The organism is Corynebacterium sp. MC3 (assembly GCF_900099485.1).
GTDB classification, from domain to species: Bacteria; Actinomycetota; Actinomycetes; order Mycobacteriales; family Mycobacteriaceae; genus Corynebacterium; species Corynebacterium pseudogenitalium.
In genome coordinates this window covers 76,985-102,482 of record NZ_LT622816.1, presented here as the reverse complement: position 1 = coordinate 102,482, position 25,498 = coordinate 76,985, and the positions used below count along the sequence as shown (strand labels likewise).

Annotated in this window: 22 protein-coding genes; 3 read left to right on the top strand and 19 right to left on the bottom strand. The window is 61.2% G+C overall.

Annotated features, from left to right (window positions below):
- Nucleotides 1–39: 39 nt before the first annotated feature.
- From BQ4436_RS09410 to lspA, 4 genes are all read right to left on the bottom strand, one after another.
- On the bottom strand, nucleotides 40–1,707 hold the full coding sequence (locus tag BQ4436_RS09410; RefSeq protein ID WP_070478806.1) for an efflux RND transporter periplasmic adaptor subunit: 1,668 nt from the start codon (nucleotides 1,705–1,707) through the stop codon (nucleotides 40–42).
- 76 nt (nucleotides 1,708–1,783) lie between these two features.
- On the bottom strand, nucleotides 1,784–2,320 hold the full coding sequence (locus BQ4436_RS09405) for a hypothetical protein (RefSeq protein WP_070976583.1): 537 nt from the start codon (nucleotides 2,318–2,320) through the stop codon (nucleotides 1,784–1,786).
- Nucleotides 2,313–3,203 (bottom strand): RluA family pseudouridine synthase, encoded by an 891-nt coding sequence (locus BQ4436_RS09400; protein ID WP_070976582.1) that lies wholly within the window; start codon nucleotides 3,201–3,203, stop codon nucleotides 2,313–2,315. The genes BQ4436_RS09405 and BQ4436_RS09400 overlap by 8 nt, the downstream gene beginning before the upstream one ends.
- A 44-nt stretch (nucleotides 3,204–3,247) precedes the next feature.
- Nucleotides 3,248–3,760: a signal peptidase II gene (gene lspA, locus BQ4436_RS09395; RefSeq protein ID WP_070362228.1), complete on the bottom strand. Its 513-nt coding sequence runs from the start codon at nucleotides 3,758–3,760 to the stop codon at nucleotides 3,248–3,250.
- A 72-nt stretch (nucleotides 3,761–3,832) separates the two neighbouring features.
- On the opposite strand from lspA, the gene BQ4436_RS09390 reads away from it, so the two are divergent.
- Nucleotides 3,833–4,765 carry a DUF6263 family protein gene (locus tag BQ4436_RS09390; RefSeq protein ID WP_070976580.1) on the top strand — a complete coding sequence of 311 codons (933 nt, stop codon included), beginning with the start codon at nucleotides 3,833–3,835 and terminating at the stop codon, nucleotides 4,763–4,765.
- A gap of 34 nt (nucleotides 4,766–4,799) precedes the next feature.
- Nucleotides 4,800–6,497 carry an ABC-F family ATP-binding cassette domain-containing protein gene (locus tag BQ4436_RS09385; protein ID WP_070976578.1) on the top strand — a complete coding sequence of 566 codons (1,698 nt, stop codon included), beginning with the start codon at nucleotides 4,800–4,802 and terminating at the stop codon, nucleotides 6,495–6,497.
- Nucleotides 6,498–6,504: 7 nt separating this feature from the next.
- Here the strand turns inward: BQ4436_RS09385 and BQ4436_RS09380 are convergent, their stop codons facing one another.
- Nucleotides 6,505–7,095: a WKL family lipoprotein gene (locus BQ4436_RS09380; protein WP_070478799.1), complete on the bottom strand. Its 591-nt coding sequence runs from the start codon at nucleotides 7,093–7,095 to the stop codon at nucleotides 6,505–6,507.
- A 130-nt stretch (nucleotides 7,096–7,225) separates the two neighbouring features.
- Between BQ4436_RS09380 and BQ4436_RS09375 the strand changes: the two genes are divergently transcribed.
- A complete protein-coding gene (locus tag BQ4436_RS09375) occupies nucleotides 7,226–8,137 on the top strand; it encodes an asparaginase (RefSeq protein ID WP_070976576.1) in 912 nt (303 codons plus the stop codon).
- Here BQ4436_RS09375 and BQ4436_RS09370 read toward each other — a convergent pair.
- From BQ4436_RS09370 to mraY, 14 genes are all read right to left on the bottom strand, one after another.
- The gene (locus BQ4436_RS09370; protein WP_070976574.1) at nucleotides 8,126–9,511 is read right to left on the bottom strand and encodes a DNA polymerase IV; all 1,386 of its coding nucleotides are present in this window, start codon (nucleotides 9,509–9,511) and stop codon (nucleotides 8,126–8,128) included. The two genes, BQ4436_RS09375 and BQ4436_RS09370, sit on opposite strands and share 12 nt — an antisense overlap.
- Before the next feature lie 6 nt (nucleotides 9,512–9,517).
- Nucleotides 9,518–12,706: an isoleucine--tRNA ligase gene (ileS, locus tag BQ4436_RS09365; RefSeq protein ID WP_070976571.1), complete on the bottom strand. Its 3,189-nt coding sequence runs from the start codon at nucleotides 12,704–12,706 to the stop codon at nucleotides 9,518–9,520.
- 344 nt (nucleotides 12,707–13,050) lie between these two features.
- A complete protein-coding gene (locus BQ4436_RS09360; protein ID WP_070976569.1) occupies nucleotides 13,051–14,067 on the bottom strand; it encodes a DivIVA domain-containing protein in 1,017 nt (338 codons plus the stop codon).
- A 273-nt stretch (nucleotides 14,068–14,340) separates the two neighbouring features.
- Nucleotides 14,341–14,634 (bottom strand): YggT family protein, encoded by a 294-nt coding sequence (locus tag BQ4436_RS09355; protein ID WP_070362221.1) that lies wholly within the window; start codon nucleotides 14,632–14,634, stop codon nucleotides 14,341–14,343.
- Between the two features lie 50 nt (nucleotides 14,635–14,684).
- Nucleotides 14,685–15,173, bottom strand: a complete 489-nt coding sequence (locus tag BQ4436_RS09350) for a cell division protein SepF (protein ID WP_070362220.1) — start codon at nucleotides 15,171–15,173, stop codon at nucleotides 14,685–14,687.
- A gap of 71 nt (nucleotides 15,174–15,244) precedes the next feature.
- Nucleotides 15,245–15,958 carry a YggS family pyridoxal phosphate-dependent enzyme gene (locus tag BQ4436_RS09345; protein WP_070976567.1) on the bottom strand — a complete coding sequence of 238 codons (714 nt, stop codon included), beginning with the start codon at nucleotides 15,956–15,958 and terminating at the stop codon, nucleotides 15,245–15,247.
- Nucleotides 15,959–16,699 carry a peptidoglycan editing factor PgeF gene (pgeF, locus tag BQ4436_RS09340; RefSeq protein ID WP_070976564.1) on the bottom strand — a complete coding sequence of 247 codons (741 nt, stop codon included), beginning with the start codon at nucleotides 16,697–16,699 and terminating at the stop codon, nucleotides 15,959–15,961.
- A gap of 9 nt (nucleotides 16,700–16,708) precedes the next feature.
- Nucleotides 16,709–17,926: a cell division protein FtsZ gene (gene ftsZ, locus BQ4436_RS09335; protein ID WP_070362217.1), complete on the bottom strand. Its 1,218-nt coding sequence runs from the start codon at nucleotides 17,924–17,926 to the stop codon at nucleotides 16,709–16,711.
- A gap of 154 nt (nucleotides 17,927–18,080) precedes the next feature.
- Nucleotides 18,081–18,824: a cell division protein FtsQ/DivIB gene (locus tag BQ4436_RS09330; protein ID WP_176754848.1), complete on the bottom strand. Its 744-nt coding sequence runs from the start codon at nucleotides 18,822–18,824 to the stop codon at nucleotides 18,081–18,083.
- A 1-nt stretch (nucleotide 18,825) separates the two neighbouring features.
- Complete coding sequence (gene murC, locus BQ4436_RS09325; protein WP_070976557.1) at nucleotides 18,826–20,313, bottom strand: UDP-N-acetylmuramate--L-alanine ligase; 1,488 nt, start codon at nucleotides 20,311–20,313, stop codon at nucleotides 18,826–18,828.
- Between the two features lie 7 nt (nucleotides 20,314–20,320).
- Nucleotides 20,321–21,400: an undecaprenyldiphospho-muramoylpentapeptide beta-N-acetylglucosaminyltransferase gene (murG, locus tag BQ4436_RS09320; protein ID WP_070976556.1), complete on the bottom strand. Its 1,080-nt coding sequence runs from the start codon at nucleotides 21,398–21,400 to the stop codon at nucleotides 20,321–20,323.
- Nucleotides 21,401–21,433: 33 nt separating this feature from the next.
- Nucleotides 21,434–22,933 carry an FtsW/RodA/SpoVE family cell cycle protein gene (locus BQ4436_RS09315; RefSeq protein ID WP_070976550.1) on the bottom strand — a complete coding sequence of 500 codons (1,500 nt, stop codon included), beginning with the start codon at nucleotides 22,931–22,933 and terminating at the stop codon, nucleotides 21,434–21,436.
- A 43-nt stretch (nucleotides 22,934–22,976) separates the two neighbouring features.
- Nucleotides 22,977–24,392: a UDP-N-acetylmuramoyl-L-alanine--D-glutamate ligase gene (gene murD / locus BQ4436_RS09310; protein WP_070976549.1), complete on the bottom strand. Its 1,416-nt coding sequence runs from the start codon at nucleotides 24,390–24,392 to the stop codon at nucleotides 22,977–22,979.
- Nucleotides 24,389–25,498: a phospho-N-acetylmuramoyl-pentapeptide-transferase gene (gene mraY, locus BQ4436_RS09305; RefSeq protein WP_070478780.1), complete on the bottom strand. Its 1,110-nt coding sequence runs from the start codon at nucleotides 25,496–25,498 to the stop codon at nucleotides 24,389–24,391. Before mraY ends, murD begins: the two co-directional genes overlap by 4 nt.

The following is a 25,498-nucleotide window of genomic DNA, read 5'->3' as shown; positions in this document are numbered from 1 at the left end:
TTGTCGGGAGTGCTTTCGGAAGGGATTCCGTGCCATCGCCTACCCCTCCTTTTCCGCTGGCGCGGAAGACTTCGGCGCTGCAGAAGACGTCGCCGGAGTGGTTGCAGCGGCACTGCCTGTCGGCTTCTTGTCCTTTGCGTTCTTTACCTGCTCAGGATCAAAGTTTTCGTCGTTGACCTTCACCGTGGAGCCAACCTTGTCCTTGAAGTTCTCAGGCCAGTTGATCACGATGTCGCCTGGCTTGAGCTCGCCCCCCGTGACAGCGACGTCAACGTCATTCTTCGCACCGGTCTTGACAGTGCGCTCTTCTACGACGCCGCTGGTGTCGCCGGGATTCTCCGTTGCGAGCACCAAAATCTTGTTCTCGTCGTAGACGGCGTCGCGAGGAATGTTGATGGAGTTCTTCGCCTCTTCAGTGATAATTTCAGCACGCACACTGCCACCGAGCAGCAGGCCTTCCTTGTCACCGGTGACTTCGATCTCAACGGGGAACATCACCGAGGAGCCTCCGCCGCTGCCACCTGCGGACATTGCGGCTGCAGCCTCTGCCCCACTACCAGCACTCGCGCCTGTGGAACCGACCGGGGAAACTCGCGTGACGCGCCCAGTGAACTTCTTCTTACCCGTCGCAGTCGAGGTGAACTCAACGCGGTTGTCCTGCTTGATCGCCGGGACGTCCGCCTCGCGCACGTTAGCGCGGATCAACAGTCGGGAGTCATCTGCGATGCCAAGGACGCGACCCTGCGGGATATCGCCTACCTGCACGTCAACGTTTGTGACTACGCCAGCCATTGGAGCGTTAATCGTTGCTTCCTGCACTTGGAGCTGCAGCGTGCCGTCGTCGTCAGCGGCAGAGGCGTTCTCTGCGGCACGCCATGCGGAGTCAACTTGTGCTTGCAACTGCTGGCGCTCCTGCCCGGCCTGAGCCTTGGCGGCCTCCAGTGCGGCTTGCGATTCCTGGAGGGCAGCTCGAGCCTGCTCCACGCTCAGCATTGGGACAGCACCCTGACCACCACCCGGGACTGCACCCGGCGCGGCCGGGGCTGCAGGAGGTGCCGTGCGGATGCCGTGGCCGGAACCGCCTGGCAGACGGGAGGACAAATCGCCGGCCATCTTCTGAACGTGGGCTGCGATCTTCGGCGAAGCGATCATCCGTGCGCCACCCTGCGCGGCAAGCGCAGCATCAAGCGCTGCCTGCGCCTGATCCACCTGGGCCTGCGCCTGAGCCACAGCCGGGTTGGAGCCGTTTGCCATCGCCTGGTCGTACGCGTTGAGCTGACTCTTGGCCTGCTCGACGCCCTGCATCGCTTCTGCCTGGGCACTCGCCTGCTGTTTTTCCTGCTTGGCAAGTTGGCGCTGCAGCGCGTCGGTGTTCATCTGCACCAAGAACTGATCTTTCGCGACGCGGTCGCCTGGCTGCACTGCGAGCCGTTCGACCTCGGACTGCAGCGCGGTCGTGATGCTCACTGAGCGAATCGGCGCAATGTTGCCATTGACCACGATGCTATTGGTGAGGTTTTCCTCTGCAGCGATCGTGTAATCTCCGGCGAGCAAACCATCGTGCCCACCGTCATCACCACCGCCAATAGCGCCACACGAGGCCGCAAATAACGCTGCGGTTGTAGCCAGCGTGACACCCACAATTCGTGTCTTCGAAAATCGCTGACGCTGCGGGCTTCGGGCGTTGATTCCAGGGTCGGAAACCAATGTCTCTCCTCGTGTTGTTTTCCGCGCACCTTTTGGATGCGCGTATAGGTGCAATCCCGGAAAACTATACACGCCTTCACTGTGCGTCTACGAAACTTACGGGCCGGATTGCGAACGCGCCCCATACCGCGTCAGCTGGTAAAACTTCCACAGCAAACACATCGTTCACATCGTTCACATCAGCCAAATGCGCAACAGCGTCGTAGACGACTGCGCCTTCAATGTGTGCAGAGACTCCTCGGAGTATCTCGGCGCGCGACGCTCCGGGCGCAGGCTCTCCGACTGGATTCGCGCCTAACTCGGTGATCACGGCGTTCACGCGCCCAACTGGGCGCAGTACTGCGTCTGCTTCTTCTGGATTCAAAGGATGGCCGAACGATACAAGCGCGAAGTGAGCCTGTTCACCTTCCTGCGCTGCCTCTTCGAGGCTTTGCTCCGCGCGCGCCGCGTACTCCGGCGCAGTCTCGTCTTGTTCTGCCCCCAGAGCGTCCCCTTGCAGCACAGGTTGCTCCGGCGGATTATTGACGCCAACAAGGTAGCAGCATCCGTAAAGCACAGCACCGGCGAGCAATGCCGTGATTACAGCCCGCCACCCCTTTGCCTGGTTAGCCACGGTTCGCCGATCGCAACATGTCCAAGGCGTGCTGCAAGTCGTCCGGGTAGGAAGATTTCACCGTCATTGGCTTTCCGGTACTTGGGTGGTCGAACGTCAAGCTGGTGGCGTGCAGCCACTGGCGGTTGAGCGCAAGCTTGGCAGCAAGGTTCGGGTCACACCCGTACATTGGGTCGCCGACGCACGGGTGCCCTACCGAAGACATGTGGACACGAATCTGGTGTGTGCGCCCTGTTTCCAGATGGACCTCAAGCAGGCTTGCCTGGCGAAACGCCTCGAGCACCTCGTAGTGCGTAATACTCTGGCGCCCATCCGCCGTGACAGCAAACTTCCACCCCGCCGACGGATGGCGCCCGATCGGCGCGTCAATCGTGCCGACAATCGGGTCAGGCAGCCCCTGTACCACCGCGTGGTACGTCTTGTGCACCGTTCGGTCCTTGAACGCACGCTTCAGCACCGAATAGCCACGCACACTATTTGCGACAACCATCACTCCGGACGTGCCGACGTCCAATCGCTGCACAATCCCCTTGCGCTCCGGGGGGCCAGCATCTGGCAGTGTAAAACCCATCGCCTGCAACCCACCGACCACGGTTGGCCCCTCCCAACCCAGTGTTGGGTGGGCGGCAACGCCTACCGGCTTGTCCACAGCGATGACGTCCGCGTCGTGGTAAATCACGTCGAGTCCGTCGACGTGCTCGGCCACAGGCTCCGGCGCGCGCTTCGGCGGTGGCAGCGTGGCCTCCAGCAGGGCGCCCGCAGTAACACGATCGGATTTCTGTACTGGGGAGGCGTCGATAAGTACGCTGCCGTCGGCGATCATCTCTGCCGCAACACTGCGCGAGACCCCAAAGAGCTTTGCAATTGCTGCGTCAACGCGCATCCCCGACAGCCCCTCAGGCACCGGAAGCGCGCGAAACCCCGTAGTCACGACCGCGCCTCCTTTGCAAACATCGAGATGACGACGACGGCCACCCCGATGGTGATGGCGGCGTCGGCAAGGTTGAACACTGCAAACGAACCGATGGAGATGTAGTCAACGACATGGCCGAACCAAAAGCCCGGCTCGCGCACGAGCCTATCGATGAGGTTACCAAGCGCCCCTCCCGCGATCAACGCCACCCCAAGTGTCTCCCACCTGCCAGCAAGGCGTGGGGCATAGATCAACGCACCGATAACGAACGCAAGCTGGATCGTCGTGAACAGCCACGTCGAGTTCTGTCCCATCGAAAAGGCCGCGCCAGGGTTAAACAATAAATACAGTCGAGCCCAATCACCGATCACTGGCACGGGCTCACCGGGTGTCAAGGATGTCACCATGATTTGCTTGACTACTTGATCCACAGCAGCAACAGCGAGCATAACGCCGACGACGACACCGAGCGAGCGACGCTTCGCTGACGCTCCGTCGCGCACACGTGATTCCTTTGAATTACCCATCGCAGATAACTGTAGTATGCAAATGCTGTAGCTTGTGAAGTTGTGTTGTACTCCGCTCATCCCAAAAGTTCATTGTTCGGCCCTCTGACCATCACCGCCGCGGTTTTTGCGCTCACTGCATGCAGCGCCGAGGAGCCGGATCCATTCGCTGACATTCCCGAGTTCGCCGTTGAGTCACCAGTCGTGCAGGTACTTTCACAAGGACAAAACCCGCAGGTGTGGAAGTACGAGGACGGCGCATCAGCAGACAGCGAAACTACGGCGCCGCAGCGGGTCGCGCTGTCGCACGCGATTGCGCAGTACCCCGGCGAGGAGGGCTCGGAGCCGGTCATCGCGCGCGAGCACGAGCGCTACACAGTCACGCTGACTGTTTCGACGCACACTTCAGAAAGCAACAGCGAGGGTGCTGTGCGCCAGGTAGACCTTGTCGCAGAAGGGTTAGAGCACTCGGATTTAGCGATGCAGAACAGCTTGACGTCAAACGAGGGCTTCCAGATGCGCTGGCACAGCGACCCTAGCGGCACAGTATCGGCGGTGCAACTGATGCCTACGGCGGATTCCGATGAGGAAGGCCGGGCCATCGCCGAGCAGAACTTGCTCGAATTGATGTCGTGGCAAGTTGTCTTCCCGGATGAGCCAGTCGGCGTAGGCGGCTCGTGGAAAGTTGAGCAGCGAGGACTTGGTGCCTCGGACATGCTACGGACCACCACGTACACGCTGGAATCCACACAGGACGCAACACTCGAGCTGAAAGTAGATGTCCAGGAACGCCCGCTCAAGCGATCCATCACTATTGATAACGAGGTCGCTGGCGCCTTGGACGGCACGACGCTGCACGTGGTGAGCAACACTTCGCACTCGGAGGGCTCGCTGACGGTGGACCTGCATTCGCCACTTCCGGTGGGCGGTTCTGTGCTTACCGCTACGCGGCTTGTCTACGGCAGTGACGAAGCCGATACCCGTGTGGCCCAAGACACCACGAGCGTTGTGGACTATAACGTATAAGAGACGGCCCACATTTGATGACGAGGAACATCCCATGACTGCCCCACTGCATATTGGCCTTGACGGCATTTCGTTTTCGTACCCAGGCGGACACCGCGTCCTCACCGACATTTCTTTCGCGGTGCCATCCGGGTCTGTCACCGGGCTCATCGGAGAGAACGGCGCCGGCAAATCGACGCTGCTCGGCATCATCTCCGGAGAGCTGAAACCCGACGCAGGGGTGCTTATCACGCCCCCGATCACGGGCTTCATCCCGCAGGAAACCTCGCTGCCGTTCAGCGAGCCCGCCCAATCACTTATCGACGAAGCCGTCAAAGAGCTTCGCGCTGTCGAGGAAGACATCTCAACCTTTGCGCAGCGCATGGTCGACAACCCAGACGACCAGGAGGCGGCCGACGCGTACGACCGGGCGTTGTCCCGCGCGGAAAACTCCGGCGTGTGGGAGTTAGATGCCCGCATCGCTACCGTGTTGGCTGGCCTCGGCCTTGCGAACGTCGACCTGGCCACCCCACTGGGCGAGATGTCTGGCGGGCAACGCCGACGGTTTGCACTGGCCACGCTGCTGCTACACCCGGTGGACGCTATGGTGCTCGACGAGCCGACCAACCACCTCGACGACGAAGCCGTCGACTTCCTCATCGGCGAGCTCGAGGCATTCAAGGGGCCTGTACTCGCCGCATCGCACGACCGCTACTTCCTCGACACCGCCTGCGACGGCATCGTCGACCTCGACCCTGGCTTGGGCGCCGAGGGCGGCTTCGGCGAGGAGACCCGCCAGGGCACCCGCTACCGTGGCGCGTTCAGCGACTACCTCAAGGCCCGCGAGGACCGACGCCGCCGCTGGGAAAGCGACTACGCAGCGCAAGAGCACGAGCGCGCCAGGCTTGAGAAGGCCGCTGAGCAAACCGGCGAGGACATCTTCCACTCCCAAGAAGCTTCTTCTGACATCCGAATGGCGGCAAAGTACCAGGCGGACCGCGCGGCGAAGACGGTGGGCAACCGCAGGCGCTCGGCGTCGCAACGCCTCGAAGCGCTGGAGCGAACGGAGATTCCGGAGCCGCCGGCTCGCCTGCGCTTCCGCGGCCTTCCGCCGCATACCGCGACCTCGCTTGGACTCCCGGCGCTGGTCACCCAGAACCTCTCCGTTCCTGACCGCCTCGCCCCACTGAGTATCAAAGTGCAGCCCGGCCAGCAGCTCCTCGTTGAAGGCCCAAATGGCTCCGGCAAGTCCACGCTGCTGAAAATTATCGACGGCCAGCTGCGCGACTACGAGGGCGAGATCATCATGCCGGAAGAGATGACCGTCGCACGCCTCGAGCAGGACGACTCGTGGACGGACCTCGACAAAACCGCGGCCGAAGTGTTCGCGGAGCTCACCCCAGAGGGTGTGCCAGACCTCGTAGAAATGGGCCTGATGACCGAGGAGCAGGCGGCGAAGAAGCTCGACGACCTCTCGCTCGGCCAGCGTCGCCGCGTCTCACTCGGCATCATCCTGGCGTGCCCGCCTGACCTGCTGCTGCTCGACGAGCCGACAAACCACCTCTCGCTCGCACTGGCCGAAGAGCTGGAGCACGCCTTGCTCGCATTCGAGGGCACCGTCATCATCACCAGCCATGACCGTTGGGTACGCCGCCAGTGGCACGAGCGCCAGGCCAAGAAAGACGCACGCGCCAGAACTCTGACTCTCGCCACGTTGTGGACTGAGGAGCTCTGGCGCGCGGATAAGCAGTAGTGTCTGCTTAGAGGTTCGGTGCCTGCTGGTAGCCTTCCGCAGGCTGCTCACCTGGCTGCTCTTCAGCCGGGGCTGCCGGCTGCGGAGCGGAGCTCTTGCACATCTCTGGCACCTGCTCAGGCGGCAGGGTGTTGTTGATCAGGGTGCATGCCCAGACCTGAGAAAGCTTCCACACGCCGTCTTCGAAGACGAATTCCACGTCCTCCGCGAGCTGCGGCTGGGAGTCGGGACGGGTGAAGCTGACCGTTGCCAGAACGGTATCCGGGGTGTAGCCAGGAAGCACAGGCGGTACGACCTGGAAGTTCGCGCCGGACTCCTCCTGGGACTGCGCCATCACGTCGAACAGTTCAGGGACGTTCTCTCCGCCCTGGACCGTGTTCACGCGCTCCTCAATCGGCAGGCTTGCATCGGTTGCGCGCATGAGCACTGCGTTGAGTTCTTCAGCGGTTGGCTGCTGCGCGGCGGGCGCGACAGACTCGCTGGTGGCCTGCGTTGCCGTGGTCGCGGGATCATCCTGGCTGTTGTCGCCAGAGCATGCGCTCACGCTGAGCCCGAGGCCCAGCGCGGCGGCGACAGCTACGATCGGTGCTGCTTTCACGATTTCTCCTTGAAGCATTGTCTTCAGCGGCTCACGGTCACAGTTAGCGATCCGACACCGCTCTAACCTTGCCAACGTTACCGGCGTTTTTACCTTGGCACCAATACGCCACTCTGGCACGCTGTGAGTTATGGAATCTTTCGTACTGCTCATCGCCACCGGTGGCACCATCGCATGCACCGCAAACTCTGAAGGCGCACTCGTTCCAAGCCTTAGCGCTGAAGACCTCGTCCACTCCAGTGGCACCACCGAGCCCGTCCGCGTGTATGACGCGCTGCGTCTCGACTCGTCCGCGATCACCTTCGCTGACATCGACAAGCTTCGCTCCCTCACTGCACAAGCACTGCAAGACCCGCAGATCAGTGGCATCGTAATTAGCCACGGCACCGACTCCATGGCGGAGACCGCATTCGCACTCGACATCGTGCACGACGACCCCCGCCCTATTGTGCTTACCGGTGCCCAGCACGCCGCCGACCACGAACACCCCGACGGCCCCGGGAACCTCGCGGGCGCAATTGCCGCCGCCGCAGATCCGCTTCGACGCAACAACGGCGTACTCCTCCACTTCGGCGGCGCCACCCTGCCCGCCCGCGGGCTGTTGAAGCGCGACACACACGCCCTCGAAGCGTTCACCTTGAGCAGCGAACGCCCACTTCCCCGCCCCGCAGCACTTGCCTGCAAGCCGTTGGCAGCCATTCACATTCCCATCCTGCGCGCATGGCCCGGCGCGGACGGCGAGATCGTGGATGCCGTCACCAGTATGAACCCGGATGGCATCGTGATCGAGGCGCTCGGATCCGGCAATGTTGGCCCCGGCATGGGTGAGGCAATCACCCGCGCACTCGATTCGGGTATCCCCGTCGTAATCACCAGTTCCGTACCCTACGGCGAGGTCACCTTCGCCTACGGCGGCACCGGTGGTGGCGCTACCCTCGGCTCCCAAGGGGCGATCGCCGCGGGGTTCCTACGCGCTGGTCAGGCGCGCATCGCGCTCGCGACCGCGCTGGCCAACGGCGTGGATCCGGCGTCAGTGTTCTGAGTCGAGCCAGTCCTGCCACGCAAGGGAATCCACCGGGTCCGCTGGCTGGAGCTTGGGGTCGTCGATACGCAATGTGTGCATCTTCCCAGGTCCCGTGGCCCTCGTTTCAAAACGCACGCTCACCCAGCCTTTGCCCGCGCCTTGGACCCAGCCGTGGCCGAAGTCCTCGTGGTAAATGTCCTGGGTGGCGCGCCACACGCCGTTGGTAGGCCCGTCGTATAGCTCGACTGCAACATCGCTGCTGGCCACGTGGTCGCTGACCCCGGATTCGTAATCACTGTCAGCGGGTACAGGCCGGATGATTTCCTGGTCTAGCTCCGGAAACAGCACGTCCTGCAGCGCATCTTCGAGTCCTGAGTAGGACACGCCTACGAGCCGGATCGGGCCGACCTCGTCCGGGTAGCGCACGATGCGAAACGCCGTCGCGCGCAGTGTCTCCGCATCGTCAGTGGCGTAAGGCAGCGTCGCAGAACGCGACTCAATGCGGAAGTCCGCCATCCTTAGCTTCACCGTCACAGTCCTCGCACCGCGCCCATCTTTCAGCAAGCGCCTGTGCGACTCCTCGGCGGCGCGCTCGACCGCGGCGTCAACCTCGGCCGCAGTGGTCAGGTCCTGGGGAAAAGTGTGCTCGGAAGAAATCTGCTTCGCCACGGCCCTCGGCGCCACCGGACGATCATCGTGCCCCCGCGCCAGCTGCCACAACTGCTTCGCGACGACCCCTCCGAGCGCGATATCGACTTCCTTCTCGCTCAGCGCCGCGAAGTCCCCGATCGTTTCAATCCCGGCCTGCGCAAGCTTCGCCTCCGTGACAGGCCCAACGCCCCACAACTCGTTGACGTTCAGAGGGTGCAGCAGCGCTTCCTGCTGTTCGTGAGGCAAAATGTACACCCCGTCGGGTTTTGCCAGGCCCGAGCCGATCTTCGCGTATTGCTTACCACTGCCCGCACCAATCGAGCTTGGCAAGCCTGTCTCATCCTTAATGTCTCCACGTAGCTCGTTGGCCCACTCAAGCACGGTCTCCGGATTCGCTCCCGCGAGCTCCTCGGGCTCCATGAACGCCTCGTCGATAGAGAGCTGCTCCACGACGCTGACCCTGCGCTCAATGATTTCAAACACGCGTTGCGACGCCACCTTGTACACCGGGCGCCGCGGGGCAACGAGCACCGCTCGCGGACCCACCAGCTTCGCAGCTTGGTGGGTCGGCATTGCGGAACGCGCCCCATACTTGCGGGCTTCATAGCTTGCGCCCGCGACAACGCCCCGCCCGTTGACACCAGCAACGAGGACGGGGCGTCCACGTAACGTTGGGCGTGTGAGCTGCTCACAGGATGCGTAGAACGCATCCATGTCGATGTGCAGGACCCAACGTTTCATCGCAAATTACTGCTTAGCAATCGCTGCGCTCACACCTTCGTGAATCGTGTGCGCCTCGCCGTTGAGCGTCTCGACGATCTCGAAGGACGTCGCGAGCGTCTCATGCGCGATGTGCTCAGCGTGGCGCTGCGCCCACTCGACCTTGTCGGAAGGTACGCACAGCTGTACCGAGATGCGGTCAGAGACCTCGTAGCCTTCCTGCTTACGAGCATCCTGCAGACCACGAATCACGTCTGCTGCCCAGCCCTCGGCCTCGAGTTCCTCGGTCAGCTCCGTATCAAGCACGACCAGGCCAACGACGTCATCGGTAGCGTCAACTCGAGCGGTGCTCGTCGGGTCCTCAGCCACCAGGCGCTCGGTGTAGAGCTCCGGGGTGAGCACGATGTCGCCGTCGACAACAACGTTTTCGCCTTCACGGACGTAGTTGCCAGCCTTGACGTTCTTGATAGCGCGCTGTACGTCACGGCCCAGCGTTGGACCAGCGACCTTCGCGTTCACCACAACCTCGAAGGAACCAACGGAGTCGACGTCATCAGTCAACACGACTTCCTTCACGTTGACCTCATCCTTGATCACGGACGCGAAGTCCTGCAGCTGGTCCGAGCCCGCCAGCGCCACCGTGAGCTTCGGCAGCGGCAAGCGGTTGCGCAGCTTCTTCGACTTACGCACCGACGAAGCAGCGGAGCACACCGCGCGCGTTGCATCCATCGCGCTGACCAGTGCAGGGTCCGCCGGGATTGCATCCGCGGACGGGAAGTCCGCCAAGTGCACCGAGCGACCGCCGGTCAGGCCACGCCAGATGACCTCACTGATGTACGGCAGCAGTGGCGCCGTCACACGGGTCAGGATCTCCAGGACCGTGTACAGCGTGTCAAACGCCTCAGGATGCTCCTCCTGACCCGCCCAGAAACGGTCGCGTGACCGGCGCACGTACCAGTTCGTCAGCGAGTCAGCGAAGCGACGGACCTCGTCACAGGCGTCCGCGATGCGAGTGTCGTCGAGCGCTTCCTTCACCGCAGCCACGAGGTCATGCGTCTTCGCCAAGATGTAGCGGTCCAGCACATCCTGCGAATCGACGCTAAACTTCGCCTCCTCGGAGGAGTACAACTGCAGGAAGGTGTACGCGTTCCAGATCGGCAGCAACGCGTGGCGCACGCCCTCGCGGATGCCCTGCTCCGTCACGATGAGGTTGCCGCCACGAAGAATTGGCGAAGACATGAGGAACCAACGCATCGCGTCGGAACCATCACGGTCGAAGACCTCGTTGACGTTCGGGTAGTTGCCCTTCGACTTCGACATCTTCAGACCGTCATTGCCCAGCACGATGCCGTGCGCAACGACCTTCTTGTACGCCGGGCGGTCGAAGAGTGCCGTCGCCAAGACATGCTGCACGTAGAACCAACCACGCGACTGGCCCGAGTACTCCACGATGAAGTCCGCAGGCTGACGAGCATCGTGCTCCTCAACATTCTCAAACGGGTAGTGGTACTGCGCAAACGGCATCGAACCAGAATCAAACCAGCAGTCCAACACGTCCGGCACGCGACGCATCATCGACTTCCCGGTCGGATCGTCCGGGTTCGGGCGGACCAGCTCATCAATGTCTGGGCGGTGCAGCGACTTCGGGCGAACGCCGAAGTCCTTCTCCAGCTCTTCGAGCGACCCATAGACGTCCACACGCGGGTACTCCGGGTTATCCGACACCCACGCCGGCACCGGTGAGCCCCAGTAGCGGGTACGCGAAATGTTCCAGTCACGCGCGCCTTCCAACCACTTACCGAACTGGCCGTCGCGAATGTGCGATGGGATCCAGTCGATCTCCTGGTTCAGCTCCACCATGCGGTCGCGGAACTCAGTGACCTTCACAAACCACGCCGGAAGCGCCATGTAGATCAGCGGCTCGCCCGAACGCCAGGAGTGCGGGTAGGAGTGTTCAATCGTCTGGTCACGGACCACGCGCTGCTTCGCACGAAGGTCACGGATGATGTCACGGTTCGCATCAAAAACCAGCTTGCCTGCGTACTCCGGCACCAGCGAGGTGAACTTACCATCAGCATCAACCGGAATCACCAAATCGATGCCGTACTCCTGGCAGGTGTACATATCGTCTTCACCGAACGCAGGCGCCTGGTGAACAACGCCCGTGCCGTCCTCGGTGGTGACGTAGTCCGCGTTCAACACCATGAACGCCTTTTCTTGGTCACGGAAGTAGTCGAAGACCGGCTCGTACTCCAAGCCCTCGAGCTCGGAGCCCTTGAACGTAGCAACGACCTCGCGCTCCTCGCCGAGCTCCTTCGCGTACGCGCCGATGAGCTCCGTCGCCAGCAGCAGCTTCTTGCCGACGACCACCTCTTCACCGTCCGCACCAACACGGACCAGCGAATACTCAACGTCCGGATGGACCGCAAGCGCCAAATTCGACGGCAGCGTCCACGGCGTAGTGGTCCAGGCGATCGCAGCTGCGTCGTGCAGCTCAGGGTGCTGCTTCCAGGTCTCCGCAGCAGCAAATCCTTCACGCCCACCCGTAAACGGCATCGTTACGGTTACGGTCGGATCCTGCCGATTGCGGTAAGAATCATCCAGACGCGTCTCCTGGTTCGACAGCGGCGTATGCTCCGCCCACGAGTACGGCAACACGCGGAAGCCCTGGTAAATCAGCCCCTTGTCATACAGGGTCTTAAACGCCCACATGACGGACTCCATGTACGGCAGTTCCATCGTCTTGTAGCCGTTATCGAAGTCCACCCAACGAGCCTGGCGAGTCACATACTCTTTCCACTCATCGGCGTAGTGCATCACGGACTTGGCGCAGTACTCGTTGAACTGTGCCAGACCCATGTTTTCGATCTCGGCCTTATCCTTGATGCCGAGCTGCTTCTCAGCCTCGAGCTCCGCGGGAAGGCCGTGGCAGTCCCAACCAAACACGCGCGGAACGTAGTAACCAGCCATCGTGCGGTAGCGTGGCACGATGTCCTTGACGTAGCCCGTCAGCAAGTGGCCGTAGTGCGGCAAACCGTTGGCGAACGGAGGGCCGTCGTTAAACACATATTCTTCGCAGTCTTCGCGCTGCTTCAGCGATGCCTGGAACGTATCATCCTCGTTCCAATACTTCAGTACCTGCTCCTCCATTTTTGGAAACGCGGTACTTCCCCCGGTCAGATCTACCTTCGGGTAGACACTTCCGACCTTGCTCATCTCCGTCTCTCCTTCACGCACAATGCTTACCTTGTCACAGGGACGCAGCGAACAACGCCACGCGGTACCACCCTGTTTGAAGTCCGCCGTGAGACGAACTTCCGCTTCATTTGCGGTGAAAGAAATAACGCTTCCTAATTACGTCCGGTTCTACTAAGCGATAGCGCACTGTAGCGCAACAGCTGTTCTTCCGGAAACGCTCCCCGATGATGGTCGGATCATCACGCGCTACCGCACCACCAGGTAGTGAAGCACGTAGCTTGTCTCATTCTAGCCCTTCGTCCCCCAGAAATGGCAACAACCACCACTCACCGCAGTGAATGGTGGCTGATGTTTGAAAGAAACTACTTATTGCCAGCGTCGCCGCTCGGAGCGGACGTGCCACGGGTCTCAAGCTCCTCCAGCTGGGACTCGAGCAGTGTGCGCAGGCGAGTGCGGTACTCACGCTCGAAGGTACGCAGCTCAGCGATGCGGTTCTCGAGGGCGGTCTGCTGCTGCTTCACCGTGTTCATGATCTCGGTGTGCTTACGCTCAGCCTCGGTGCGCAGCTTCGTTGCCTGCTCCTCAGCCTGGCGAATCTGCGCCTCAGCGCGCGAGTTAGCTTCGTTGGTGGTTTCCTCAGCCTTCTTCTCGGCGTCTGCAACGAGCTGCTGTGCACGAGCCTCAGCCGACTGCTTCGTCTCAGCAGCCTTACGCTCAGCCGCCTGGATCTGCTCGCGGGAATGCGTCTCTGCCTCAGACAGCTGCTTCTTCGAGCGTGCCTCGGCATCTGCCAGCTGACGCTCTGCGGAACCACGGGCCTCGTCGAGCATCGAGCGGGCCTCTGCCTGCGCGTCGTTGGTGAGGCGGTCTGCCATCTCCTGCGCGAGCCCAAGCACCTTCGCCGCCTGCATGTGTGTATCGGCGGATGCTGCATTCTGGTCGACAGCCGCAGCCTGCTGCGGTGCGGCGGCAGCCTTTGGCGCCTGCTTAGCCTGCTTTGCAGCCTGCTCCGCGTCCTGGCGAGCCTTTGCAGCTTCCTGCTTCGCAGCCTGAGCGTCCTTCTCAGCCGCTACCTTTGCCTCCTGCGCAGCACGGAGCTTCTGCTCGTACTCAGCGCGAACCTTCTTCTCAACTCGCTTTTCAATCTCAGCTTCGTCGACATCGCTGGACGCGGCCACAGGAGCAACCGGGGCAGCAGACCCGCCAGCACCGAGCTCTTCGACACGGGCCCGAAGGTCATCGTTCTCATCTTGCAGTTGCGCAAGCGTGTCTTCCACGAGGTCCAGGAACTGGTCAACCTCGTCCTCGTTGTAGCCCCGCTTACCAATTGGTGGTTTGCTGAAAGCGACATTGTGCACGTCTGCTGGTGTCAGCGGCATTGGCGTTCCCTTCGATGTCGATATTGTGTCCGCAATGTCGCGAACACAGATTGCTTCCCACGCTACGGGAAGCGAACCCTAAAATCTAATAGTTCGTCATTCTTTTATCGATCCATAGTAACGCATAGGTTCACACGCACCAGGCATCACCGCCAGTTATACCCCTTTTCTGCCCCTGATGCCCAATAATTGATGTCGATCCGGGCATAAATTACGGGAAAATTAAGCAAAAAAGACACCTACCAATGTAGGTGCCTTAATCCAAGATCGCTATTACAACATGGTGACCCGTACCAGCATCTGGAGCAGCATGATCGCCACGAACAATACGATCACACTGACGTCTATCCCAACGCCGCCACTCATACGCATGGGCGGAATGAGTTTGCGGAAGAACTTCACAGGCGGGTCCGTGACCACGAACATGCCTTCCGCAACGACCATAAACCAACTTGGTGGATCAAACTGCTTCGAGAAGGATTGCACCATCTCGACAATGATGCGGATGACCACAATCAGGGAGTACAGTCCAAGCGCGGCGTAAAGAATTGCTCCTAATAAAGACACGGGTCACACACTACCTGTTCTTCTTGATGTTTCGCAGAGCTGGACGTCGATTAGCGAAGACGCGCTGTGTGCTGCAGCTCAACCTCGGTCAAACGAGCGTTTTCCGGAACGATCGCAAAGACTCGTCGGCGGGTCTCAACGCCCCTGCTCAGGTTGTACATGTTGCCACGAAGTGCGAAGCACAGACCAGCGGCAAAGTCGACGATGCGCTTTGCATCGTGGGGGTCGAGATCCGTCAGCTCCATAATCACGGCATCGCCGTCACGGAACGGCTCGCCGATATCCTTCGCATCGTTGTAATTGCGCGGAGCAGTGGACACGACCTGCGGAGTGTAGGACTTCGGTGCGCGATCCGCGTAGTCACGGGTAGCTGAGGAGCGGTAGCGGTCTTCGCTGCCGTACTCAGATGTGCGCGAAGGCCTCGTCGATTCCTCGCGAGTGTTCTCGCGCTCGTCGTACTGCACTTCATCGAAGTAGGGATCATCTTCGTTGAACGGGCCAAGACCGAAAAATTCTTTCGCGCTGCCGATAATAGACATCTGGGTGCTCCTCGTTTGTTGCCTGTGCTGACGGGGCAGAAATTACCTCTATGTAATTCCGGATTAGGTTTTTAGACTACGGGCCTCGGCCCCATCACCGCCGTTCCGACACGCACGACATCCGAGCCATGCGCGATGGCTTCTTCAAAGTCCGCGGACATCCCCGCTGAGAAACGCAGGGGCCGCCCAAGCTTGGCCACGTAGGTGTCTCGCAGCTCGCGGACCTGGTCGAATACCTCGCTGGCGTTTGCATCTAGCGGTGGCACAACCATAAACCCGTCGAACTGGAGGTGCTCAGCCCCCTCGAGCGCTTCAACCAACTCGGCGATCTTCTCCACCGCGACACCGCCACGGCTTTCGTCTCCGTCTGCAGAAACCTGAACAAGACACGGCAGGATTTCGGACGTCCGATCACCCCGCTCAAGGGCGAGCGCCATGCCACGCTCAAGTCCCTTCGCCAGCTTCAAGGAATCCACCGAGTGGACCTCACTCGCCCATCGTGCCACTGCGTTCGCCTTCTTCGACTGGATCTGCCCGATCATCGCGATACCACAGTCGACCCCGTGCTCGCGCAGAGTCGCGACCTTGGCGCTCGCCTCCTGCTCTCGGTTCTCCCCCACCAAGCGAATACCTTCCGCGGCAAGCACCTCAATCGACGAGCACGGGTGAAACTTCGTCACTGGCAGCAATTCCACGCTTCCCGGCTCGCGCCCCGCGGCATGCTCCGCGGAGCGGATACGTTCCTGCACCTTGGCAAGGTTGCTTGCAATATCAGTTGTGCTCATTTATTTCACTCCAGTTAGCCAAATAACGCCTGCCTGGCGCCCAGTTGTGGATTCTCTCCGGTACGAGAAGAAGTCCTCGTCCGCGATGGTATCGCGCGGATCTACGTCAATTCGCTGCACACCGAGCTCAGTAAGCTGGCGCCGAATACCGGCACGGATGTCAAGCCCAGTGGTCCCCGCATGCGTAGTGGTCCGGGAGCCTGGCAGCTTGCGCTCAACATCCGCTGCCATATCAGCAGGCACTTCATATGACGCTCCCGCAGCAGCAGGGCCGAGCAGCGCCTGCATCTGTGAAGGCTGAGCACCCAGGTCACGCATTGTTTCAACGGTCTTCTTCACGATGCCGTTTCGCGCCCCAAGACGCCCAGCGTGCACCGCGGCAATCACTCCAGCGACGGGGTCCGCCAACAGCACCGGTGTGCAGTCAGCGACCAGCACGCACAAGGCGAGGTTCGGGGTCGTGGTTACGATGGCGTCAGTAGCTTCGACAGGCTCAGACTGCGGCCCGTCTACTACTGTCACGTTCGGCGTGTGGAGCTGCTCCATCCACACGAAGCGCCCCGCATCAACCCCGAGCAGCGACGCCAACCGCGCGCGGTTCGCGCGTACAGCCTCCGGGTCATCCCCGACGTGCAGCGCAAGATTGAAAGAGTCATATGGGGACGACGACACCCCGCCCACACGGCTTGTAAACACCATGCGGACGGGGCGTTGTTCTACGTCGAGAAGAGAGTCAGTCATGCTCCCAGACTAACGCAAGAAATCAGGGACATCGACGTCAAAATCATCGCCGCCGCGCTCCTCGCGTCCACGACGCTCATAGGAGGATTCGGACTCCCCGCCGGTGAAGAGGCCCGAGCGGTGCGGCTCGTAGCGGTGACGCGCCTGGTAGGAGTCGTCGCGTTCCGTCTCCGGAGCTCGATCCTCAAACAGTGAACCACGCGATGGAGACGGCGCCGCGCCTTCTTCCGCCGATGCGGCTGCAGCATCGACTGGCTGCTGCGCATCCGGGCGAGCGTTGGCCTTCTCGTCGAAGCCAGTTGCGATAATCGTGACGCGCACCTCGTCACCGAGGTTGTCGTCGATGATCGTGCCGAAGATGATGTTCGCGTCGTCGTCTGCCTTCTCTTCGACGATGGACGCTGCGGCACTCGTCTCGTTCAGGCCGAGATCGGAACCACCAGCAACGGAAATGAGCACGCCCTTCGCGCCCTCCATAGTGGTTTCCAGCAGTGGCGAGTTGATCGCCTGCTCCATCGCGTTCATCACGCGGTTTTCACCGCGGGAGGAGCCGACGCCCATCAGGGCGGAGCCGGCGTCGGCCATCACCGAGCGCACGTCTGCGAAGTCGACGTTGATCATGCCCGGAATGGTGATGAGGTTCGTAATACCCTGAACACCGTTGTAGAGCACCTCATCCGCAGCGCGGAATGCATCCATCATGGACAGGTCCGAGTCACCCAGCTGCAGCAGTCGGTCGTTCGGAATGACAATGACGGTATCGCACACTTCCTTCAGGTTAGCGATACCCTCGAGCGCCTGACGGGTGCGCCGCTTGCCCTCGAACGTGAACGGACGGGTGACAACGCCAATGGTCAGCGCACCCATCTTCTTCGCGATACCCGCGACAACTGGTGCAGCGCCAGTACCCGTACCGCCGCCCTCGCCAGCGGTCACGAAGACCATGTCCGAGCCCTTCAGCGACTCTTCGATTTCCTGCTTGTGGTCCTCAGCAGAGGTCCGGCCAACCTCAGGGTTTGCACCGGCGCCAAGTCCGCGAGTCGCCTCACGCCCGATGTCGAGCTTGGTGTCTGCATCCGTAAAGAGCAGTGCCTGCGAGTCCGTGTTGATCGCAACGAACTCCACACCTTTCAGGCCCTCTTCGATCATGCGGTTGACAGCGTTAACGCCACCGCCACCGACACCGACGACGCGGATCATGGCGAGGTAGTTTGCGGGAGAGGTCATGGGTAGTGTCTCGCCTTTCAAAACTTCTTAGAACTTCAACAATTGCGGTAACGCATCCCATCATGGGCGAAAACACGAAAAAATTTATTGTTTCCCTCGGCGTGTCTCGACCCTAAACCTTTACTTTAGGGTTTTGACCTGGGGTTTTACACCGCTACCGCGCGGTAATCAGCTCCGGATTAGAAATATTGAACTCGGCGCCCTCACGTTGCAAAACGGTTTCAAAGGCCAGCGACTTATTCGTATTGTCTTCTGAGGCGCCCCACACCACGCGGCGGTTGTCGTGTAACCGCAGCACGAATGAGTAGCGGCCATTCGCCTCCAAAGCGGCAACTTGCGCACGCGCACCACTGCTTATCGACGCCGCGATCGCCACAGCTTCCCGCATCTGCTCCTTGTTCTCAACGTCGACCCCCACGAGCTCCATCGCCCCAACCGGCGGTTCAGCGATCAGAAAATCCTTGCCCTCAGTATCGATCAGATGCGCCCCGTCCGGCTGCTGCAAATACGCCACTGCGACACGCTCTTTGAGGTCAACTCTCACAGTGCTTGGCCAGTCGCGGTGCACCGTGACGACGTCCACCCACGGGTCCTGCACGATGTTCTCAGCAGCACGGCGCACCTTGACCAGCCCCATAGGCGTGCCCAGCTCAATGTCGGACTGGGCTTGCACCGCCTCGGGCGTGAGCACGTCGTTGCCATCAACAACCACGCCCTTCACCGGCATCAACGGTGTAAACGGCAACGCAATTCCGCACACAGCGAGACCAGCGATGACAGCTCCCGCGATGGCGAAGCGACGCTTGCGCTTGCTCTTGCTACGCGTTTGAGCGTCCTCATCACCAAACTCGTCGAGGTGGTCCGACTCGAAGGCTTCCTGCTCTGTCTGCTCTGTCACACTAAACCTCCGCCTGCCGAAGTTGCGCGAGGATCTCATCGGCGAGCATTGTCACCGACCCAGCGCCCATCGTTAGGATGACGTCCCCAGGACGAACCATTGATGCCAGTGTCACCGGTACTGCGAGGAAATTGGGCTCAAGCACTACCGGCACCGAGCTATCCATCTTGTCAGTAATGAGCCTGCTGGTCACATCTTCAACGGGCGCTTCGCGTGCGCCGAAGATGTCCAGCACCATGACGACATCCGCGAGTGAGAGGGCGTCAGCAAACTCTTGGGCAAAGTTCTGTGTGCGCGAGTACAGGTGCGGTTGGAAGCACACAACGACGCGCGCACCCTTGCCCTCAGACTCGACTTTCTCCCGCGCCGCCGTCAACACAGCGGTGACCTCGGTTGGGTGGTGCGCGTAGTCGTCGTAGACACGGGTACCTGCGAACGGCCCGTCCTCTACGAGGCCCTTAAACTCGAAGCGGCGCCGGACACCGGAGAACCCGCTCAGCCCCGCTGCGATCCGTTCAGGTTCCGCACCCGCCAGCGTCGAGGACAACAGTGCGGCCAGGGAGTTGAGCACCATGTGCCGGCCAGGGATCGACAGGCGGTAGGAGTACTCAGCAGATGCGCCGCCGGTGTTGAGTCGAGCACGCACGTCGACGTAGGAGCCGTCGATACGCTCTTCTACAACTACTGCACCTGCGGGAATATCTGGGTGCGCTGCAGCCGCTGCTTCAGTGCCGTAGCCGACGACGTTGATGCCGCGCTGCAATGCGCGCTCACCGCAGCTTGCAGCGTGCTCGTCATCCATACAAACGACGAGGAAACCGCCGGGCTGCACGCGATCGGCGAAGTCGTCGAACACCTTGAAGTACGCTTCGTGCGTGCCGAAGTAATCCAGGTGGTCAGGCTCAATGTTGGTGATAACGGCGATATTTGGCTTGTAGCGAAGCAACGAAGCATCGGACTCGTCCGCCTCCGCCACGAAAATATTGCCCGCACCGTGGTGCGCATTGGTGCCGGCCTTGTTGAGCTGGCCGCCAATCGCAAAGGAAGGGTCCTCCCCCGCAGCCTGCAACGCCACCACGGTCATGGACGTCGTGGACGTCTTGCCGTGCGTGCCTGCTAGCAGGAGCTGCGTGTAACCGTCCATCAACTCGCCAAGCAGATCTGAGCGGCGAATCACAGGAATCCCCTCCTCCTTCGCACGCACCAACTCCGGGTTATCTTTCGGAATCGCAGCAAAGCTGGTGACCACGACGGTCGGAAGTTGCCCCGTCAGCTCGAGGTTCGCGGCGTCGTGTCCAACTGCGACCTGTGCACCTTGCGAGCGCAACGCACGCACTGGACGGGAGTCTTTCACATCGGACCCGGTCACTACTGCCCCGCGGTCAAGCAGGATGTGGGCGACACCGCTCATGCCAGCGCCACCGATACCGACCAGATGTACGCGGGAAAGATCCACAGAACCAGGCGCGGTGGTGTGTTCGGAAGACATGACGGTGTTACTCCTTTGTGATAGTCGCAATGATCCGTGCAGCGAGATCTTCTGCCACACTACCCGCGCCAGAGTGCTCGAGTGCTTCTCGCATGCGCTGCATGTGCTCTGGCCGACCCAAAATCTCGTTGACGCTGTGGGCAAGCGCGTCTGGGGTGAGCTCGGCGTCGTCGATACGCACTGCCGCCCCGGTAGCTACCAGGTGCGCCGAATTGAGCCCCTGTTCGCCGTTGCCGTGCGGCAGTGGGATGTAAACGGCTGGCAGGCCAGCGGCTGAGTTTTCCGCCACGGTCATGGCGCCGGAGCGACACACAACCATGTCCGCCACGGCATACGCAGCTTCCATGTCGTCGATGTACGGCACCGCCGTGTAGCCTTCGTGTGGCTTCGGGGCGTCGTTCTTTCTGCCGTAGGCGTGCAACACCTGGTACCCGCGCGCCGTGATGTCCTCGATGGCCCCGGCAACAGCCCGGTTGATGCTCACCGCGCCCTGGGACCCACCGGTAATCAGAACCACCGGCTTGTCCGGATCAAGGTCCCACATCTTGTACCCACGCTGCGCTTTCGCTCCATCCGTATCGACGCCCACTCCCGGACGCACCGGGATCCCCACGACATCACCCGGCATCCCCGAGTTCGCCACGGCGTTAATCCCGACACCACCTAGCTTGACGCCAAGCTTATTGGCCATGCCCGCCAACGCGTTCGTTTCCAAGACGAAAAATGGTAGGCGCAACGATGCCGCTGCAAGGTACGCAGACGCCGACACATAGCCACCCGTACCGAAGACTGCCTCAGCCTTCGAATCCTTCATCACCTTCCGTGTTTGGTGCACGGAACGCGCAAGTTTGAACGGCACGCCAAGAAGCTTCCATGGCTTCTTGCGCGGGATCGGCACAGGGTCAATGAGTTGAAGGTCAAAGCCGCGCGCGGGGACGATAGTGGTTTCCAGTCCACGCTCAGTTCCGAGCGCAATCACATTTGCGCCGTACTGTTCACGAAGCACCTCGCCTACCGCGAGTGCCGGTTCAATATGGCCCGCGGTGCCTCCCCCTGCGAGCACCACTGTGTGTTGGGTCTTGTCCATGATGGATCCCGTCCTTTCCTTTTCGACGGCCACCTAACGGTACCGGCGTCGCTCTGTTTGGTTCGGTCGTGGTCTCCGTTGCGTTACCTCGACATTCCTGGTGGGCCGGGGCGAGTGCCGCTGAGCACGGTCGTCTGGGGCAACTCGGTGAGCAACAGGCACTCCGTACCGTTGCTCTCGGCGTGACTGCTCATGTGTGCGAGTTCGCTCCGCGCGAGTCGCGCGCAGCTGTGCCGTCGCCTTCGGCTCCGGGACGAACAGCATTCTGTCGAAGCGTGGGCGCCCGTAGTTCTGCATGGCCGAGACTGCGTCGGGCTCGTGGCGGGCAATGGAGGCCAGCATGCCCATCGACCACAAGGTAATCACTGCCGAGGTACCACCGGCGGACAACATCGGCAGCTGAATACCCGTCACCGGCACAAGGCCGACGACGTACCCGATGTTAATGAACGCCTGCGAAACTACGCCTGCTGTTAACGAGGCAGCGGCGAGTCCCTGGAACGATGTCTGTGCGCGTTGCGCAGTGCGCAAACCGAAGTAGCCAAGGGCAGCAAACAGGGCGATCACCATAATGCCGCCCCACATACCAAGCTCTTCGCCGATGACGGCGAAGATGAAGTCGTTTCGTGCCTCTGGGAGGTAGAACCACTTCGCGCGGGACTGTCCGAGGCCGACGCCGAAGAGGGAGCCGTCGGCAAGAGAAAGGAATCCTTGGTGCGTCTGGAAGGCAGCACCGCGGGTATCGCTGAAGTTTCCGAACAGCGCCTCGAAGTAGACGTGGAAGCGTTGCGAGCGGAAGCCGCCGAGCAGGAACAACACAACCGCTGCAGCACCGATGAGCCCGCAGAGGATGCCAATAGCCTTGAGCGGGAAGCCTGCGAACCACAGCACAAAGATCACGATGGCGGCAAACGACATCGTCATGCCGGCGTCACCTTGCTTCGCAATCAGGAGGATGCACACGCCCGCGCCAAGCAAGAACTGTGCGGTCGGCGACTGCCACGCAGGCGCCGATGCTGGCGGCTGCTTCTTCGACAGCACCGCAGCACCCCAAATTGCAATAGCCACACGGGCGAACTCAGAAGGCTGCATCGTCAACGAGCCGAACATCAGCCACGATTGTGAACCGACTTCCTCACGCCCGGTACCGATAAGCAGCACCAATACCAGCAGGAACACTGCGAAGAGGAATAGTGGCGTGGCCAGCTTCCGGATGCGCTCGGGCGGGACCAACAGCGAAACCCAAAACAAGACAAGGCCCGCCAGCACCATCAGGGATTGCCGAAGCGCAGTCGACCACACACTGCTCGAAGCAGCGAACGATGACGCCATCGACGAGCTCATCACCATCACGACGCCCAACGCAGCCAGCACCAGCACCACGGTCCGAATCACGGTGTAGTCAATGAGGGGACGCTGCTCAAGCGCCGCAATGAACGACGTATGTGCCCGGCCCAGTGCGCTTTGAGGCACGTCGCGGGTGCCAGTCTTTGGCGCACGCGCCGACGGTTGCTGTCGACGATTTCGCTTCATGGCACCTCATTACCCTTCGCTTCGAACACTGCTGTGTCTCAAGTTACTGTAGTGAAAAGTGTCGCTTGGCGGCCGCACGAAACGCGTCGCCACGCGCAGACATACCCGGATACATGTCCAGGCTCGCGGCAGCCGGTGCCAGCACAACGCTATCGCCAGGCTGCGCGTGCTCTCCAGCAAAGCGAACCACGGCATCCATTGCCGCCTCAGAGTCAGTCGAGTCTGTCGCAAAGATAGGCAGGTCAGGTGCCAGCCGCTTGACGGCGTCGTAAATTTCCATGCGGTCGACCCCAAGCAGCGCTACGGCACGCATGTGCCCAACATGTTTTTCGACGACCTCATCAATCGCAGCGCCCTTCAGCTGACCACCTGCAACCCACACGACCGTGCCCGCACCGGTCAACGCCGAATCAGCCGCGTGCGGGTTCGTCGCCTTCGAGTTGTCGATCCACCGCACGCCGTTCGCCTCGTGGACCACGGCTCCGCGGTGCCCCGCAACGTGGAAGCCCGCAAGTGCTTCACGAATCTCATGGGGTGTCGCACCACACAGCAACGCCACGGCAGCGGCCGCGCCTGCGTCCAGCACGCCTGCAGCACCCGCGGGTTCAATGCCATTCGTATCTGCCAGTTCAAGGACCGCCCCGTCGCGGCGCGCAACGAGCTTGCCGTCGATAACACCGACCTGGCCCTCTTCGGGCTGGCCGAGCGTAAAACCGAAGAATTGCTTGCGGTCATTCTGTGCCACGATCGCTTGCACGTGCTCGTCATCGATGCCTACCACGGCGTTCGGGGCTTTGAGCACCTTCGCCTTCGCAGCCGCGTACGCCTCGAAGGAGCCGTGCCAGTCAATGTGGTCGTCCGCAAGGTTGAGTAGAACTGCCGCGTTGGGAACGAGCTGGCTCGACCAATGCAGCTGAAAACTGGACAGCTCGACCACGAGCACGTCGACACGCTGGGGATCTGCCACCGCGTCAGCCACGGCGGTACCGATGTTGCCGCACGCCAACGCACGCTTACCAGTGCGGAACGATGCCTCCTGCATCATGGCTGCGAGCATGCCAGTGGTGGTGGTTTTACCGTTCGTGCCTGTCACAACGAGCCACTCGCGCGATGGCCCGAACACGCCCGCGCGATCCAACCGGTAGCACAGCTCGACATCACCGATAACATCGAGTTGGGCCGAGGCGGCGTCGACAAGCAGCGGCGTGTCGGGCCTCCACCCTGGAGACGTCACTACTACCCCGACCTCACCGAAGTACTCGTGTGCCAGCTGCGTATCGACGGCCCGCACTCCCCACGTGCGCTCAGCGAACTCACGGTTTTCCTCGCTGTCGTCCGCGACGATGCATGGAACACCGACCTGCTGGAGCATACCGAGCACCCCTCGGCCCGAAACGCCCGCACCAGCCAGCAGCACGCCGCGGGAAATCTCTGCGGGGATCACACTCGTATCGATCATGACAGCGTCACTCCGTTCTGTGTGAGCCATTCACCGTAGAAAATTGCGGTGCCGAGCGCGACCGCCATCGCAGCGATGAGCCAGAAGCGCACAACCACGGTTGTCTCCGCCCAGCCTCCTTGCTCAAAGTGGTGATGGAACGGCGCCATCCGGAACACGCGCTTGCCGGTGGACTTAAACGATGCCACCTGGATGACCACCGAGGCTGCCTCGAGCACGAAGAGTGCGCCAATGATGATCATCAGAAGCTCGGTCTTGGAAGCCACTGACAGACCCGCTACGAGACCACCGAGCGCCAGCGAACCCGTATCACCCATGAAAATCTTGGCCGGGGAAGCGTTCCACCACAGGAATCCAACGCAGGCACCGAAGCCTGCAGCCGCAAGCACCGCCAAGTCAAGCGGGTCGCGGACGTTGTAGCAGCCCGCTGCCAGCGCTGCCTCGCAAGAGTTCCGGAACTGCCAGAACGTGATCATGGTGTAGGCGGCCATCACCAGAGCAGTCGTACCAGCGGCCAGCCCGTCGAGCCCGTCGGTGAGGTTCACCGCGTTCGACCAAGCAGCCAGCAGAATGTAGATAAAGATCAGGAACAGGATTGCGCCAAGGATTCCACCGCCGACCGCGATGTCAATCGTTTCGATATCGCGCACAAAACTCAGCAGGGTCGAGCCTGGCGTCAAGCCGTTCTCGTCAGGAAATCGCGTGATCAGCAGGCCGAAAACAATCGCAATTGCAAACTGGGACACAAGCTTCGCGGTCTTGTTCAAACCGAGATTACGCTTCATGAAGAGTTTAATGCCATCGTCGGCAAGCCCGACCAGGCCAAGCGCCAATGTCAAGCCCAGCACGATGACGCCGCTTGCGGTAAACGCCGCGTGGTTAGTGGCCAGCGCGACAATCGAGCTAGCCAAGTAGCCCAGCGTGATCGCGAGCAAAATAGCGATGCCACCCATCGTTGGGGTGCCGCGCTTCCGCGCGTGCGACTGCGGCCCGTCCTCCCGAATTTCCTGGCCGATCTCGCGGCGGTGGAAATACCGAATCAACAAAGGTGTGACAAAGATGGAAACGAGGAAGCTGATAACTCCTGCGACAATTACTTGAATCAT